A 15,259-nucleotide genomic window follows, 5' to 3' on the forward strand; every position below is an offset into this window, starting at 1 on the left:
TTGTCGGTAAGGCCAACCGTCTCACTGCCGAAGACAACTTCAGTCAACTATTGACCTGCGCCCACAGCTTGTCCAGCCGCTTCACGCTCACCGGCTGCGGGGTGCGCAGTTCTTGCGCGAAGAAGCTCACGCGCAGTTCCTCCAGCAGCCAGCGCAGCTCTTGCATGCGGGCATCCACGGCGCCCTTGCGCTCGGCCACCAGGCGCCAGTAGCGCTGCTCTTGCGGGCGCAGCTCGGCCAGTTTGGCGGCGTCGCGGGCGGGGTCGGCGCGGTATTTGTCCAGGCGCAGGGTGATGGCCTTGAGGTAGCGGGCGTAGTGCGCCAGTTGCGTCCACGGCGCCACGGCGATGAAGTTCTTGGGCATGAGGCGGGCCAGTTGCTGCTGCGCGTCTTGCGTGGCCTCGGGCGCGTTTTTGGTGTCCTTGATCTTGCGGGCCGCTACGGCGTATTCGAGCAGGATGGTGCTGGCCAGCCGCGCCACTTCGTTAGCGATCAGCGTGAGGCGGCCTCGCCCCTCGTCCATGCGGCGCTTGAAGGCGAACTCGTCGGTGGGCAGCGGGTCGAGCAAAAACGCGCGGTCCAGCGCCACATCGATGATTTGGTTGCGCAGCTCTTCCTGCGTGCCGCCGCCGGTGCCATCGGCGTTGCGGCCCACCTGCATGTAGGCCACGGCCATTTTTTGCAGGTCGGGGATGTTCTTCTCCAGGTACTTCAGCGCGTCCTTTATCTGCAGCGCAAACAAGCGGCGCAGGCCCGCGCGGTGTTTGGCGGCGGCTACTTCGGGCTCGTCGAACACTTCGATGGTGACGGCGTCGCCGCCGTCGATGAGCGCCGGGAAGCCGATCAGCGTTTGGCCCGCCTTCTTGATCTCCATGAGTTCGGGAAGCTCGCCAAACGTCCAGCTGACGTAGCGCTGGCCAGCGGGGGCCGATGGTGTGGTGCTGGCGGGCGCCACAGTTTTGGTGGCTGGTGCTGCGCATTTTGCTCCTGATTTAATAGCTGATGGTGCTTGACCATCCAGCACTGGAGGCACTTTTGGCTCTGAATTTTCGGCCGATACTGTCGTACCGGCTAACTTCAACCCTGCCAGCGCCTGGAACGCCCCGCGCGCCTTGGCGCCCCACTCGGCCTTGAGCGCACCCAGGTTGCGGCCGTGGCCCAGCTGGCGGCCGTGTTCGTCCACCACGCGGAAGTTCATGAACAGGTGCGGGCTGAGCATGTCGAGCTTGAAGTCGGCACGCTTCACGTCCAGCGAGGTTTCGTCGCGCACCTGCTTGAGCAGCACGTCGGTCAGGCTGCCCGTGCCAAAACTCTCAGGTGCGCCCAGCAACGCGGCAAGGCGCGTGGCGTTTTCGGGCAAGGGCACAAAACGGCTGCGTGGGCGCTGGTGCAGGCTTTTGAGCAGCGCCTGGATCTTGTCCTTGAGCATGCCGGGCACCAGCCATTCGCAGCGCTCGTCGTTCACCTGGTTGAGCACAAACAGCGGGATGGTCACGGTGATGCCGTCGCGTGCGTCGCCGGGCTCGTGCAGGTAGCTGGCGGCGCAGTCCACGCCGCCCAATCGCACGGTTTTGGGAAACGCGTTGGTGGTGATGCCTGCGGCCTCGTGGCGCATCAGCTCGTCGCGGGTGAGCTTGAGCAGTTCCGAGTTCTTCTTGCTTTCGTCGCGGTACCACGCCTCAAAGCTGTGGCCGCTGCACACCTCGGGCGGCAGTTGCTGGTCGTAGAAGGCGTAGATCAGTTCATCGTCCACCAGCACATCCTGGCGGCGCGACTTGTGCTCCAGCTCTTCTACCTTGGCGATCAGCTTCTGGTTGGCGGCCAGAAATGGCAGCTTGGTCTCCCAGTTGCCACCCACCAGCGCTTCTCGGATGAAAATTTCACGGGCAGCGTGCGGGTCGATCTTGCCGAAGTTGATGCGGCGATTGTTGTAAACCACGATGCCGTACAGCGTGGCGCGCTCCAGCGCAGTCACCTCGGCCGACTTCTTTTCCCAGTGCGGGTCGAGCAGTTGCTTGCGCAGCAGGTGCCCACCCATTTGTTCGAGCCACTGTGGCTCGATGGCGGCAATGCCGCGCCCAAAAAGACGTGTGGTTTCGACCAGTTCAGACGCAATGATCCAGCGGCCGGGCTTCTTGTTCAGGTGCGCGCCAGGGTGTTTATAAAACTTGATGCCACGCGCGCCCAGGTACCAGTCTTCTTCTTCGCTTTTGAAACCCACGTTGCCGAGCAGACCCGCCAGCATGGACAGGTGCAGTTGCTCGTAGCTGGCGGGCTGGGTGTTGATCTGCCACTTGTGCTCGGTCACCACGGTGAGCAGCTGGGTGTGGATGTCGCGCCATTCGCGCAGGCGGCGAATGCTGATGAAGTTTTGGCGCAGCTGCTGCTCGTACTGGCGGTTGCTGAGCTTGTGGGTGGCGGCAGGTGCAGTGGCTGAGGCTGCAGGAGCGCTCGGCGTTGCCTCCACAGCACTTCGGCCACTGCTGCGCTGCGCCACCGGCAAAAACGCTTGCGAAGGCGCTTTCTGCGCGGCCATGGCCTTTTGAGCGCGGGCCGATGGCAGGCTGGGCGCACCGCCGCGGGCCTCGTTGATCCACTTCCACAGCTTCAGATACCCGCTGAACTCACTCTTGTCGTCGTCGAACTTGGCATGCGCCTGGTCGGCCTGCTGTTGCGCCTCCATCGGGCGGTCGCGCACGTCCTGCACGCTCAATGCGCTGGCAATGATCAGCACTTCGTCCAACGCCTTGCGGTCGCGTGCCTCCAAAATCATGCGGCCCACGCGCGGGTCCAGCGGCAGGCGCGACAGGGCCACGCCCATGGGGGTCAGCTCGTTGGCGTCGTCCACCGCACCCAGCTCGCCCAACAGTTGATAGCCGTCGGCAATGGCGCGGCCCGAGGGGGCCTCGATGAACGGAAACTGCGTCACATCGCCCAGGTGCAGCGACTTCATGCGCAGGATGACGCCAGCCAGCGAGCTGCGCAGAATTTCAGGGTCGGTAAAACGCGGGCGGCCGTTAAAGCCGGGCTCGTCATACAGGCGAATGCAGATGCCGTTGGCCACACGCCCGCAGCGCCCGGCGCGCTGGTTGGCGGCCGCCTGGCTGATGGGCTCGACCAGCAGCTGCTCTACCTTGCTTCTAAAACTGTAGCGCTTGACGCGCGCTGTGCCTGCGTCGATGACGTAACGAACCCCAGGCACGGTGAGCGAGGTCTCGGCCACGTTGGTGGCCAGCACGATGCGGCGGCCCGTGTGGCCGTCAAAGATGCGGTCCTGCTCGGCCTGCGACAGGCGGGCAAACAACGGGAGCACCTCGGCGTTGCGCATCACCGGCTGGTGCGCCAGATGCTTGCGCAGGTGGTCAGCGGCCTCGCGGATTTCGCGCTCGCCAGGCAGAAAGACGAGGATGTCGCCCGCCGCGTTGCCCTGCCAAAGCTCGTCCACGCCATCGGCAATGGCCTCGTTCAGTCCGTAGTCGCGGCTTTCTTCAAACGGGCGGTAGCGCTGCTCGACCGGGAAGGTGCGGCCCGACACCATGATGACCGGCGCCGGGCCCTTGGCCGACTCAAAGTGCTTGGCAAAGCGGTCGGCATCGATCGTGGCGGATGTGACGATGACCTTCAGGTCCGGCCGACGCGGCAGGATCTGGCGGATGTAGCCCAGCAGAAAGTCAATGTTGAGGCTGCGTTCGTGCGCCTCGTCAATGATGATGGTGTCGTAGTTTTTCAGCAGCGGGTCGGTCTGTGTCTCGGCCAGCAAGATGCCGTCGGTCATGAGCTTGACGGAGGCATCGCGACTCAAGCGGTCCTGAAAACGCACCTTGAAGCCCACCACATCCCCCAGCGGCGTGTTCAGCTCTTCGGCAATGCGCTTGGCCACGCTGCTGGCCGCAATGCGGCGCGGCTGGGTGTGGCCGATGAGCTGGCCCTTGGTACCGGGCTTGGCGTTGCACTTGCCGCGGCCCAGGGCCAGGGCAATCTTGGGGAGCTGCGTGGTTTTGCCGGAGCCGGTTTCACCACACACGATGATCACCTGGTGCTTTTCGATGGCCTCCATGATCTCTTCGCGCTTGCCCGACACGGGCAGCGACTCGGGGAACGTGATGCGCAGCGGCGCGGAGATCGCGGGTGGTGAGGCGGGTGTCGGTGTGGGGGCGCGGGAAGGCTCAGGCAAACGCGAATCAGAAGAAGACATAGGCCTGCATTATCCGTAGCGGCGCCCTGCCCCCTGGGCTGCATCTGTACTTTTGGTGCGACATTTCGCTGCGCTTTCAGCGCTTTTCGTTGCCAAAGCCCACAAGGGCCGCCAATATCACAGCCATTCTTCGGAAGCCAACATACAGCGCACCCCTGGCGCATGGCCCGAACGAACCCCTGGAGGTCCCCCGACATGTCCGCCTTTGACACCGCACCCGTCTGACCGCAGTCCACCGCCCCGGCTGGACAGTGCACACCCAGTTCAGCCATAGCGAAAGCACCCGCGCACCCATTCACGCGCTCCGCAAGCCCTGGCTCTGTTGCCGGGGTTTTTTGTTTGTGGAGTACGTGCACACCATGAGTGCCAAAAAATTGTCTCGGGCCTACGCCCAGGGTGCGCTGAAAAAGCTGCGTCGCATGAAGGCGCCCCTGGTCTTGCAGCTGGAAGCCTCGGGCCCGCCCCGAAACCCTGTGGCCGCTGCGCTGGCCCAACGCAGCCTGTCGAGTGCGGCAGGCAAACACATCCGAACCCGTGGGGCCCAGCGCCGCGCGGACGACGTCGCTTTGCGCAAGGCGATCCAGAATCCCTTTGCGAGCGATTGAAATGCACCCATCACCAAAGCGCTACTCCGGCAGAAGAAGACCTGCCGCAGGAGCCGTTCAGGGCCAAAATCACGGCCTTGCGTGTGCAAGGGCCTGCCTAAATGCCAGCGAATGGACACACAAACGCCATCCATCCGTCACACAATCGCCGCATGAGAAGCCTCCGCCCCCAGGAACCCCATGGCCAACGGCTTTACTGAAACCGTCGAGGGCCTGCGCTACGCCGAATACATATCGGTGCCAATGCGGCTTTTTGCGGGCGTGATTGGCCTTTGCATGTTTCTGATTCCGGTGCCTTTTGTTCTGCACGCCAGTGTCCACACGCCCTGGTGGCACCTGCTGCTGGCCGTAGCGTGTGTGCTGGCGGCCACTGCCATGGGGCTGCTCTTCATCACCCTGGCACTCTGTCGGGTGCGAACCCTGCAGTTCGACACCGCGCAGCGCCGTGTACTGCGCACTTCGCGCTGGCCCTTGGGTGCACGCCACACGCCCATCGATTTTGATCGTTTGGGCCTTCCTGACGTTCTGGAACGGGCCTCAGAAGACGGTCCGTACTATGTGGTTCGACTGACGGTGCAAGGTGAGCGCCCCATGCACCTGGCCAGTTTTGACCGCAGAGATGATGCGGAACACTGGCGCAGCCGCGTTGCCGCGCAATGGCAACAAAACACACTTTGAGAACCTGTCGGGAGGCGTGGTTCTAAGGACACTTATCATTCGCTGCTCACGCGTTTCCACCACCGCTCTACACACCACCCTCCTTCATGTCCGCTGTCTTCAATTTCACCTTCGTCCCCTGGTTTCGCTCTGTGGCGCCGTACATCCACAAGTTCCGCAACCAGACCTTTGTGATTGGACTCACGGGTGAAGCCATTGCGGCGGGCAAGCTGCACAACATTGCGCAGGACTTGGCCCTCATCCAGGCCATGGGCGTGCGCATTGTGCTGGTGCATGGCTTTCGCCCACAGGTGAACGAGCAACTGGCAGCCAAGGGGCACGCCGCCAAGTATTCGCATGGCATCCGCATTACCGACTCGGTCGCGCTGGACTGTGCTCAGGAAGCTGCGGGCCAACTGCGTTATGAGATTGAGGCGGCTTTCAGCCAGGGCCTGCCCAACACCCCCATGGCAGGCGCCACCGTGCGGGTGATTTCGGGCAACTTCCTGACCGCACGGCCCGTCGGCATTGTGGACGGCGTGGACTTTCAGCACTCGGGCCTGGTGCGCAAGGTGGACGTGGCGGGCATCCAGCGCACGCTGGACATGGGTGCGCTGGTGCTGCTGTCGCCCTTTGGGTTTTCGCCCACTGGCGAAGCCTTCAACCTGAGCATGGAAGAAGTGGCGACCAGTGTGGCCATCGAGATGCGGGCGGACAAGCTGATCTTCCTGAGCGAGGTGCAAGGCATCCGCATGTCGCCCACCGAGCCCGAGAGCGAAGACAACCCCATCGACACCGAGCTGCCGCTGGCCGCCGCCCAGGCATTGCTGGCGACGCTGCCCACGGCGCAGACCCCCACCGACACGGGCTTTTACCTGCAGCACTGCGTGAAGGCCTGCAAGGCGGGCGTGGAGCGCAGTCACATCCTGCCGTTTGCGGTGGATGGATCGCTGCTGCTGGAGGTGTATGTGCACGACGGCATCGGCACCATGGTGATCGACGAAAAGCTCGAAGAACTGCGCGAGGCCACGGTCGACGACGTGGGCGGTATCCTGCAGCTCATTGAGCCGTTTGAGAAGGACGGCACGCTGGTCAAGCGCGACCGCACCGAGATCGAACGCGACATTGCCGCCTACACCATCATCGAACACGACGGTGTGATCTTTGGCTGTGCGGCGCTCTACCCCTACCCCGAGGCCAAGACGGCCGAGATGGCCGCCGTGACCGTGTCGCCACAAAGCCAGGGCACGGGCGACGGCGAAAAGCTGCTCAAGCGCATCGAGCAGCGCGCCCGCGCCGCAGGCCTGGACAGCATTTTTGTGCTGACCACGCGCACCATGCACTGGTTCATCAAACGCGGCTTTTCGCCCGTGGACCCGGACTGGCTTCCCGATGCACGCAAGCGCAAGTACAACTGGGACCGCAAGAGCCAGGTGCTGGTCAAGAAGCTCTGAAAGTCTCGCGCGCTGCAACCACTGCACGCGCTACCTGGGCGATGGCGGCATCGCGCTGCTCCGGCTTGGCGGTGGACTCCGTCAGATAGCAGGTCACCAGCACGGGGGCACCGCCGCCCGCAGGCCACATCACGCCGATGTCGTTGGACGTCCCGCTGTTGGTGGTGCCTGTCTTGTCCCCGACCTTCCAGCCAGGCATGCCCGCACGCAGACGCTTGTCCCCGGTGCTCGTCTCTCGCAGCCAGCGCTGCAGCCACGCTCGGGACGGCGGGGTCAGCCCATCGCCCAACACCAACTTCTGCAGCGTCTGCAGCATGGCCTGTGGCGTGGTGGTGTCGCGCGGGTCGCCCACGGCTGCTTCGTTGAGCGTGGGCTCTGTGCGGTCCAGCCGCGTGGTGCCGTCGCCCAGTGAGCGTACAAAAGCTGTGAACCCAGCCGGCCCACCATGGCGGGCCAGCAGTACGTTGGCGGCGGTGTTGTCGCTCAGGCTCACGGTGGCAGAGCAAAGTTCCGCCACCGTCAGACCGCCGCCGTCACCCGCGCGCGGGCCACTCACGGGCGAGTAGTCCACAACAGCATCGCGGCCATACAACACGCGCGCATCCAGCCGCTCCTTGCCCTGGTCCACCAGCGCCAGCATCCAGCCCGCGAGCAATGCCTTGAAGGTGCTGGCCATGGCAAAACGTTCATCCTGCCGCCAGCCCAGCGCCAGGCCCGAGCCGGTGTCCAGCATCGCCACGCCCAACCGGCTCTGTGCGCTGCGTTCGATCTGGGCGAGCGTTTCACCCCATTGGCGGGCCGTTGCGTCCTGGTTTGCCGGATGGCTGGCAGCGGCGCAACCCCACAAAGGAACGGCGGCACCGGCGATCACACCCAAGGAAAACTGTCGTCTTTGCATAAGAAATGGAGCGATTGGTTGAAACAAGGCCTGAACGATACGGGCTTCGACTCCCCATCACCATCGACAATAATTGCCGTCAGCCCCCAGAAAAACTTATGCATCTACCGCTCAATGCCCTGCGCGCGTTCGAAGCCTCGGCACGCCACCTGAACCTCACGCGGGCAGCGGCAGAGCTGCATGTGACCCAGACCGCCGTGAGCCAGCACATCCGCAAACTGGAAGACCGCCTGGGCAAACCGCTGTTCCGCCGCCTGCCGCGTGGCCTGGCGTTGACGGATGAGGGGCAGGCGCTGCTGCCGGTGGTGGCGGAATCGTTCGCCAACCTGGAGCGCGCGCTGGAGACGCTGGGCGACACCCGTCCGCGCGAGGTGCTGACGGTAGGCGCCGTGGGCACTTTCGCCGTGGGCTGGCTGCTGCCGCGTTTGCGTGACTTCCAGCAGGCCTGCCCGTTCGTGGACCTGCGCCTGCTCACCAACAACAACCGCGTGGACATGGCCGGCGAAGGGCTGGACTGCGCCATCCGCTTTGGCGACGGCGCCTGGCATGGCACCCATGCCGAACGCATCATGGACGCGCCCATGTCCGTGATGTGCTCGCCCGCGCTGGCCCACGGCCTGCGCACTGCCGCCGACCTGGCGCGCCAGCCCTTGTTGCGCAGCTACCGAACCGATGAATGGACCGCCTGGTTTGACGCCGCCGGTACGCCCTGCCCCGTGGTGCGGGGCGCAGTGTTTGACTCATCCCTCACCCTGGCCGAGGCCGCCGCCCAGGGCGCGGGCATGGCGTTGCTTCCGGTGAGCATGTTCGAGCGCGAATTGCAGCAGGGCCGCCTGGTCCAGCCGTTTGTGCAGGCGCTGCACCGGGGCGCGTACTGGCTCACCCGCCTGCAGACGCGCCCGCCCACTGGGGCCATGACTGCGTTCAGTACCTGGCTCATGGCAGAGGCCCGCATTGGTCAGGCTGAAATTTGAGTCAAAATAGCCTCTAGCGCTTATCTATCAAGCGCAGACAGCTATCAATTCAGAAGTATCCACAGTATCTGCGGTCATGCGGTTGCAGCACGCCGCCGGGGCCCCGCTCAGGATGTAAAGGCTCAGTCTGAACCCACCCGTGGCCATGTTGATCGCCCCCGCCATCACCAGCGCCGCCACCCCCGCCGTTCCGCCCAGTGTTGATGATCAGCGCAATGCCCATGGCGGCGGCATACACGGCGGGTGTGCATGCGCCTGCGCCAGGCGCTGGCCTGGATTGACGACGCCATCCTGCAGCCGCTTCCCCTAAGGCTGGCGCATCGCCTGCTCACACTGGATGCGCGGCCCGACGCATCGGATGGCGTGACCGTGCTGGCGGCATCGCAGGAAGACCTCGCCTTCATGCTGGGCGTGTCGCGGCAGAGCGTGCACCGGCCGCTGAAGCTGTGGGAGGAAGAGGGAATTTTGCGGGTGGGGTATCGCGTGGTGGAGTTGATGGACCGCGGCCAACGGGAACGGCAGGCGCTGTCTGCGGGATGACCTGGAACGGGGTAGTTTCATTGAAGAAAAATCACCCTTGAGCGCCTTTCCCGCTTGCGCTAGCAGCTATCTTTTTTGATATTTCAGCCTTGTTGAAGGCCTGGCGCCAAGCACCGCAATCCGAACTGGTGACAGAACCACAAGGTCAGCACCCAATCACCGGAACCCCAGCCCTACACAAACCCCAGCGCCGCAATATCCACCGCATCCACCTGCCCCACATCCAAAAACTCCTGCCCATACCGCAGATGCACCCCTTCGCGCACGAACACCTCGAACAAGTCCGGGTCGATGTGCCCGTTGTCGCGCATCCTGCACATGATGGCCAGGGCCTCTGACAGGGTCATTCCACTCTTGTAGGGCCGATCGGCCGCTGTCAGCGCCTCAAAGATGTCGGCAATGCCCATCATGCGGGCCTGCAGCGACATCTGGTCGCGGGTGAGTCCGCGCGGGTAGCCCTTGCCATCCATGCGCTCGTGGTGGCCTCCCGCGTATTCAGGCACGTTCTTCAGGTGGCGCGGCCAGGGCAGTGTCTCCAGCATCTTGATGGTGGCGACGATGTGATAGTTGATGGTGTCGCGCTCGGCCTGCGTCAGCGTGCCGGCACGGATGGTCAGGTTCTCCACCTCTTCGGCACTCAAAAAGCTGGTCTGCACGCCCTGCGGGTTGCGCCAGTGGCGCATGGCGGCGATGTCCCGCACACGCTGCTGGTCTTCAGATCTCATGGACTCGGTGCCGGTGTTGCAACGGCGCAGAAACTCGCGGTCCTTTTCCAGCGCATGGATTTCATGGTGCAACGCCTGCAGCTCCTGCCCTTCGGCGCGGGCATCCACCACCGGCCGCAGCGCCAACTGGCGGCGCAGCGCCGCCAGCTCGGCATCACGCTTGAGCACCTCAAACCGCGTGTCTACCAGCCCAATGCGGTCGTAGATGGTCTGCAGCTTGGTGGCCTTGTCCACCACATGCACGGGCGTGGTGATCTTGCCGCAGTCGTGCAGCAGGCCCGCCATCTTGAGCTCGTACCGGTCGCGGTCGCTCATCTTGAAGCCCGCCAGCGGGCCTTGATCGGTACCGTCCACCGCCTCGGCCAGCATCATGGTGAGGGCCGGCACACGCTGGCAGTGGCCGCCGGTGTAGGGCGATTTTTCGTCAATGGCCAGGTTGATGAGGTTCACAAACGACTCGAACAGGCGTTCGAGCTGCGTGATGAGCAAGCGGTTGGTCAGCGCGATGGCCGCCTGAGACGCCAGCGACTCGGCCAAACCTTGGTCGGCCTCGGAGAACGTGGTGACCTCGCCCGTTTCCCAGTCGCGTGCGTTGATGAGTTGCAGCACGCCAATCAGCTCATGGTCGTGGTTCTTCATTGGCACCGTGAGGAACGACTTCGACCGGTAACCTGTGCGCACATCAAACGTGCGGGTGCCAGAAAAATCGAAGCCCTCGGCACTGTAGGCATCGGCAATGTTCACCGTGCGGTCGTGAATGGCGGCGTGGGCTGCCACCAGTGAATCGTTGGGCGTGCCGTCGGCATTGCGCAGCGGCAGGTGCGGAAAATCAATCGGCTTGCCCGTGGTGCCGCCCAGGCGGATGTTCAGCGAATCGGTGCGCAGAATCTCGAATTTCAGGGCAGATTCGTCCTCGGTCACGCTGTACAGCGTGCCGCCGTCGGCCCCGGTAATGGCCTTGGCGGCCTCCAGAATGTTCTCCAGCAAGCGGTCAATATCGCGCTCACGCGATAGCGCAGCCCCGATGCCATTGAGCTGCTCCAGGCGGCGAAACAGGTTGACAGTGGATTCCTGGGCCATAAAACACCTTGGGTGCGCGGTGGGGACTCCCACATCGTAACGAAAAGTGACCGCTATCATCACCCTTCTTTTCTCCCCTCTCCCCATTTCGTGGACTCGGTCACTCCCCCATTCCTCACCGTTGCTCTCTATCAGTTTGTCGACCTGCCCGACTGCGCCATGCTGCGCGTGCCCCTGCAGGCCCTGTGCGACGAGCGCAGCGTGCGTGGCATGCTGCTGCTGGCGCCCGAGGGCATCAACGGCACCATCGCGGGCGCACCCACTGATGTCCGCGCGGTGCTGGCCTGGTTGCGCAGCGATGCCCGCTTTGCCAATCTGCAGCACAAGGAGGCCCCCACCGATCGCCAGCCGTTTTACCGCATGCGCGTGCGGCTCAAGCGCGAGATCGTGACGCTGGGCGTGCCCGGCCTGAACCCGGCACGCAATGCGGGCACCTATGTGAAGCCGCAAGACTGGAACGCGCTGATCGACGACCCTGCCGTGGTGGTGGTGGACACGCGCAATGACTACGAGGTGGGCATCGGCACGTTCGAGCGCGCGGTCAACCCGCACACCCAAACCTTTGCAGAGTTTCCAGCCTGGGTGGCCGCGCAATCGCAACCCGGCGGAGTGCTGGCGGGCAAACCCCGCGTGGCCATGTTCTGCACCGGGGGCATCCGCTGCGAAAAATCCACTGCCCTGCTCAAGTCGCAGGGGTTTGAAGAGGTGTTCCACCTCGAAGGCGGCATCCTTAAATACCTGGAAACCGTGCAAAAAGAAGAGAGCCGCTGGCAGGGCGACTGTTTTGTGTTTGACGAGCGGGTATCCGTGGGGCACGGCCTTGCGCCGGGCCACCACCAGCTGTGCCGGTCGTGCCGCATGCCGCTGGGCGAGGCAGAGCTTGCGTCGCCCCACTATGTGCGCGGTGTGAGTTGCCCTTACTGCCACGGCACGCGCACGCCCGAACAAGAACGCGCACTGGCCGAGCGCCAACGCCAGATGGACCTGGCAGACCAACGGGGGCAAGCGCACCTGGGCGCGCGGCAACCGGGCAGCCCTGCTGCACGAACCGTTCCCAGCAACGAGGGTGGAAGCGAGGACGATTCAGCGTGAGCGCGCTGCCTGTTCTCTATTCCTTTCGCCGCTGCCCGTATGCCATGCGCGCCCGGCTGGCACTGGCCGTGAGCGGCCAGGTGTGTGAGCTGCGCGAGGTGGTGCTGCGCAACAAACCCCAGGGCCTGCTGCAGGCATCGCCCAAAGCCACGGTGCCCGTCCTGGTGATGGAGGACGGACAGGTGCTGGACCAGAGCCTCGCCATCATGCGGTGGGCCTTGGGGCAGCATGACCCCGCACACTGGCTGGTGCCCAGCGAAGGCACCGAGGCCGACATGCTGGCACTGATCACCGAGTGCGACGGCCCCTTCAAGCAGGCACTGGACCGCTGCAAATACCCCGGCCGCTACCCCGAAGCCGACGCCGTGCTGGCCCGCACGCAAGCCGTGGAATGGCTGCAGGCACTGGATGAGCGTTTGACCCAGCGCCCCTTTCTGTTTGGGGTCCACACGGCCCTCGCAGACATGGCAATTGCGCCCTTCGTGCGGCAGTTTGCAGGCATCGATACTCCTTGGTGGGACGCCCAGCCCTGGCCGCGCCTGCAGGCCTGGCTGGCGCAATGGCAGGCGAGCCGCCTGTTCGAGAGCGTGATGCACAAACTGCCCGCCTGGGTAGACGGCACCGAAGGTGTGCTGTTTCCGCCCCTCGCTGAGGCCGCAGACGGACTCCAGCCATGAGGCCCCGCTTGAGATCGGTGTTTCAGGCACCATGTTCCAGATGAGCCCCCATGCGAGCGACATCCATTTTCGCGATGGCGCAGCCTCTTTCACGCATACGCTGCGTGCGCTGGCATCAGTTCCTAGGCTTCGCTACCGCAAAGCCCCATCAAAGAACCACTGTTTGACCCGATAAAGATGAAGATCATCGACGAGATGCTGAACCTTGACCTGCTCACCCACGAGCAGCACCTGCAAATCAGCGCATGGATAGCGCGCTCTTCCTCGCCGGAAGAGATACTGGAAATGCCTCCTCCGCTTTGGCAGGCTGTGGAGCGCGCCAGTCAGACCATGGGGATCAATGAGGACCTATTGCGTCCGCCATCCCTGGATGCTGGCGACGTTGTATTCAGCTAGCCAGGATCTGTCCGTCAGCCATTAAAAAGGCGCTCCGGGGAGCGCCTTTTTCACGAGCTTTTGTGCATCACCTGCATCAGGCCATCGAGTAGCCCGAACCACTGCGGCGCCCGCCCTTGAAGCCGCGCACCAGCACGGCCAGTATCACCAGGCCAAAACCGACGAAGCAGATGAACGACCAGTTGGCAATCGAGCCCCCCAGGAACGTCCAGTCAATGGCCGTGCAATCGCCCGAGCCCCGGAAGATCATGGGAATGGCGCGGCTGATGGGGTAGTTTTCGATCATTCCATAGAAGTCACGGCCACAGGTGGCGATTTCGGGCGGATACCACTGCAACCAGCTCTGGCGGGCCGCCACAAAGGCACCGAAACCGGCCGTGAGTACCGCCAGCGCCCCCCAGCTCATCCACCAGCCTTTTTGTCCTCTGGCGCTTGCCAGTCCTGCAAAGATTGCTACACCCATAAGAGCATATCGCTGCACGATACACATGGGGCATGGCTCCAGACCCACCACATGCTGCAGGTACATGCCAAAGGCCAGCATGGCCACGCAGGCCACGCTGATGAGCGCAAGCACTCGGCGCGGGGCCTGATCGATCCAGTTCAACACCATCATTTTTATCCCTTATCCAATAGCCATTTCACGCGGCGCCGACTCCCGAACGGGCGCCGCCCATGCCAGTGCACCCGAGGATCTGGCTCCGCCAGTCCACCGGGTGCGCCCCCCCAGGGGGAAGACGCGAAGCGGCTCAGGGGGAGTCAGATCCCAGCGGCGTGATCCAGAAAAACCCGGGCGCGGCGTGGTGTCACCACCAGCGTTTCGCCCTCTTTGAAGCCCTGCTCCTTGAACTGCTGCGCAGGGATCTGCGCTTCGATCAGGGAGTCTGGGGACGCATTGTCCGCTGGTTTGTGGTCCTGGGATGGAATAAGTTCCAGCCGGGCAATCGGCCCCACCACAATGGCGCGGCTCAGTTGCGCCACGATACCGCGTGGACGGCCTTCAGCGTCCAGGCCCGCACCGGGCGAATAGCGCTCCACATCCAGGTCATGGGGACGAACATAGGCGAAGGCCTTGGCGTTTTGCGCCTGGCTGTGCTCGGGCGAGTCGATCTGCATGCCATCCAGATGCACCAGCCCTTCGTGCGCGCGGCCGTGGAAAAGATTCACATCGCCCAAAAAACCATAGACAAACGGGCTGGCGGGCTGGTCCCACACCTGCTGGGGTGAGCCGCTTTGTTCGATGCGGCCCTGGTTGATGACCACCACACGGTCGGCCACCTCCAGCGCTTCCTCCTGGTCATGGGTCACGAAGATGCTGGTCACATGCAACTCATCGTGCAGGCGGCGCAGCCAGCGGCGCAGTTCCTTGCGTACCTTGGCATCCAGCGCGCCAAAAGGCTCGTCCAGCAGCAGCACCTTGGGCTCCACGGCCAGGGCGCGGGCCAGCGCAATACGCTGGCGCTGGCCGCCAGACAGTTGCGAGGGGAACCGCTCCGCCAACCAGTCAAGTTGCACCAGCTTCAGCAGATCGGTCACTTTCTGCTTGATCTGCGCCTCACTGGGCCGCTCTTTGCGGGGTTTGACGCGCAGGCCAAATGCCACGTTCTCAAACACCGTCATGTGGCGAAACAGCGCGTAATGCTGGAACACAAAGCCCACGTTGCGCTCGCGCACATGCACGTCGGTCGTGTCTTCGCCACTGAAGTGAATCGTGCCCACATCGGCCGTTTCCAGCCCAGCAATGATGCGCAGCAGCGTGGTCTTGCCGCAGCCCGAGGGGCCCAGCAACGCGATGAGTTCGCCCGATGCGATGTCCAGGCTCACATCGCGCAGCGCCTGGAAGTCACCGAACTGCTTGCTGACGTTACGGATTTCAATGCTCATTTGTGTCTGTCCTTCAGTGATCCATTCCGCTGCACATGCACAGCTGCCTTTGCAACTGACGCGGCCCGAGTCAGCGGACGCC

13 protein-coding genes are annotated in these 15,259 nt (G+C 63.7%); 8 read left to right on the top strand and 5 right to left on the bottom strand.

Translation table 11 applies throughout. The features are described 5' to 3' along the window. Positions 1–43 precede the first annotated feature (43 nt). On the bottom strand, positions 44–4,195 hold the full coding sequence (gene hrpA, locus CLU85_RS12985) for an ATP-dependent RNA helicase HrpA (protein ID WP_255409658.1): 4,152 nt from the start codon (positions 4,193–4,195) through the stop codon (positions 44–46). Positions 4,196–4,554: 359 nt separating this feature from the next. Between hrpA and CLU85_RS12990 the strand changes: the two genes are divergently transcribed. The 3 genes from CLU85_RS12990 to argA all read left to right on the top strand — a co-directional run bounded on the left by CLU85_RS12990 (position 4,555) and on the right by argA (position 6,911). Then, complete coding sequence (locus CLU85_RS12990) at positions 4,555–4,800, top strand: hypothetical protein (protein WP_100412534.1); 246 nt, start codon at positions 4,555–4,557, stop codon at positions 4,798–4,800. Positions 4,801–4,980: 180 nt separating this feature from the next. Next, positions 4,981–5,478: a hypothetical protein gene (locus tag CLU85_RS12995; RefSeq protein WP_100410625.1), complete on the top strand. Its 498-nt coding sequence runs from the start codon at positions 4,981–4,983 to the stop codon at positions 5,476–5,478. A gap of 86 nt (positions 5,479–5,564) precedes the next feature. Further along, positions 5,565–6,911: an amino-acid N-acetyltransferase gene (gene argA, locus CLU85_RS13000; RefSeq protein ID WP_100410626.1), complete on the top strand. Its 1,347-nt coding sequence runs from the start codon at positions 5,565–5,567 to the stop codon at positions 6,909–6,911. On the opposite strand, the gene bla is transcribed toward argA, so the two are convergent. Next, positions 6,898–7,809, bottom strand: a complete 912-nt coding sequence (gene bla / locus CLU85_RS13005; protein ID WP_100410627.1) for a class A beta-lactamase — start codon at positions 7,807–7,809, stop codon at positions 6,898–6,900. The two genes, argA and bla, sit on opposite strands and share 14 nt — an antisense overlap. A gap of 98 nt (positions 7,810–7,907) precedes the next feature. On the opposite strand from bla, the gene CLU85_RS13010 reads away from it, so the two are divergent. Both CLU85_RS13010 and CLU85_RS13020 read left to right on the top strand, forming a co-directional pair. After that, positions 7,908–8,783, top strand: a complete 876-nt coding sequence (locus CLU85_RS13010) for a LysR family transcriptional regulator (RefSeq protein ID WP_100410628.1) — start codon at positions 7,908–7,910, stop codon at positions 8,781–8,783. Between the two features lie 249 nt (positions 8,784–9,032). Next, on the top strand, positions 9,033–9,323 hold the full coding sequence (locus tag CLU85_RS13020; RefSeq protein WP_232727819.1) for a Crp/Fnr family transcriptional regulator: 291 nt from the start codon (positions 9,033–9,035) through the stop codon (positions 9,321–9,323). A gap of 173 nt (positions 9,324–9,496) precedes the next feature. On the opposite strand, the gene CLU85_RS13025 is transcribed toward CLU85_RS13020, so the two are convergent. Then, positions 9,497–11,128 (bottom strand): HD family phosphohydrolase, encoded by a 1,632-nt coding sequence (locus CLU85_RS13025; RefSeq protein WP_100410629.1) that lies wholly within the window; start codon positions 11,126–11,128, stop codon positions 9,497–9,499. A 90-nt stretch (positions 11,129–11,218) separates the two neighbouring features. Here CLU85_RS13025 and CLU85_RS13030 point away from each other — a divergent pair, with 90 nt between their 5' ends. The 3 genes from CLU85_RS13030 (at position 11,219) to CLU85_RS13040 (ending at position 13,293) form a co-directional block, all read left to right on the top strand. After that, the gene (locus CLU85_RS13030) at positions 11,219–12,220 is read left to right on the top strand and encodes a rhodanese-related sulfurtransferase (protein ID WP_100410630.1); all 1,002 of its coding nucleotides are present in this window, start codon (positions 11,219–11,221) and stop codon (positions 12,218–12,220) included. Further along, positions 12,217–12,897 (top strand): glutathione S-transferase, encoded by a 681-nt coding sequence (locus CLU85_RS13035; protein WP_100410631.1) that lies wholly within the window; start codon positions 12,217–12,219, stop codon positions 12,895–12,897. Before CLU85_RS13030 ends, CLU85_RS13035 begins: the two co-directional genes overlap by 4 nt. 177 nt (positions 12,898–13,074) lie before the next feature. Next, a complete protein-coding gene (locus CLU85_RS13040) occupies positions 13,075–13,293 on the top strand; it encodes a hypothetical protein (RefSeq protein ID WP_100410632.1) in 219 nt (72 codons plus the stop codon). A 76-nt stretch (positions 13,294–13,369) separates the two neighbouring features. Here the strand turns inward: CLU85_RS13040 and CLU85_RS13045 are convergent, their stop codons facing one another. Continuing rightward, the gene (locus tag CLU85_RS13045; RefSeq protein WP_100412535.1) at positions 13,370–13,906 is read right to left on the bottom strand and encodes a disulfide bond formation protein B; all 537 of its coding nucleotides are present in this window, start codon (positions 13,904–13,906) and stop codon (positions 13,370–13,372) included. 146 nt (positions 13,907–14,052) lie between these two features. Next, on the bottom strand, positions 14,053–15,177 hold the full coding sequence (locus CLU85_RS13050; protein ID WP_100410633.1) for a sulfate/molybdate ABC transporter ATP-binding protein: 1,125 nt from the start codon (positions 15,175–15,177) through the stop codon (positions 14,053–14,055). Between the last annotated feature and the right edge of the window lie 82 nt (positions 15,178–15,259).

It is taken from the genome of Acidovorax sp. 69 (genome assembly GCF_002797445.1).
Taxonomy (GTDB): domain Bacteria; phylum Pseudomonadota; class Gammaproteobacteria; order Burkholderiales; family Burkholderiaceae_C; genus Acidovorax.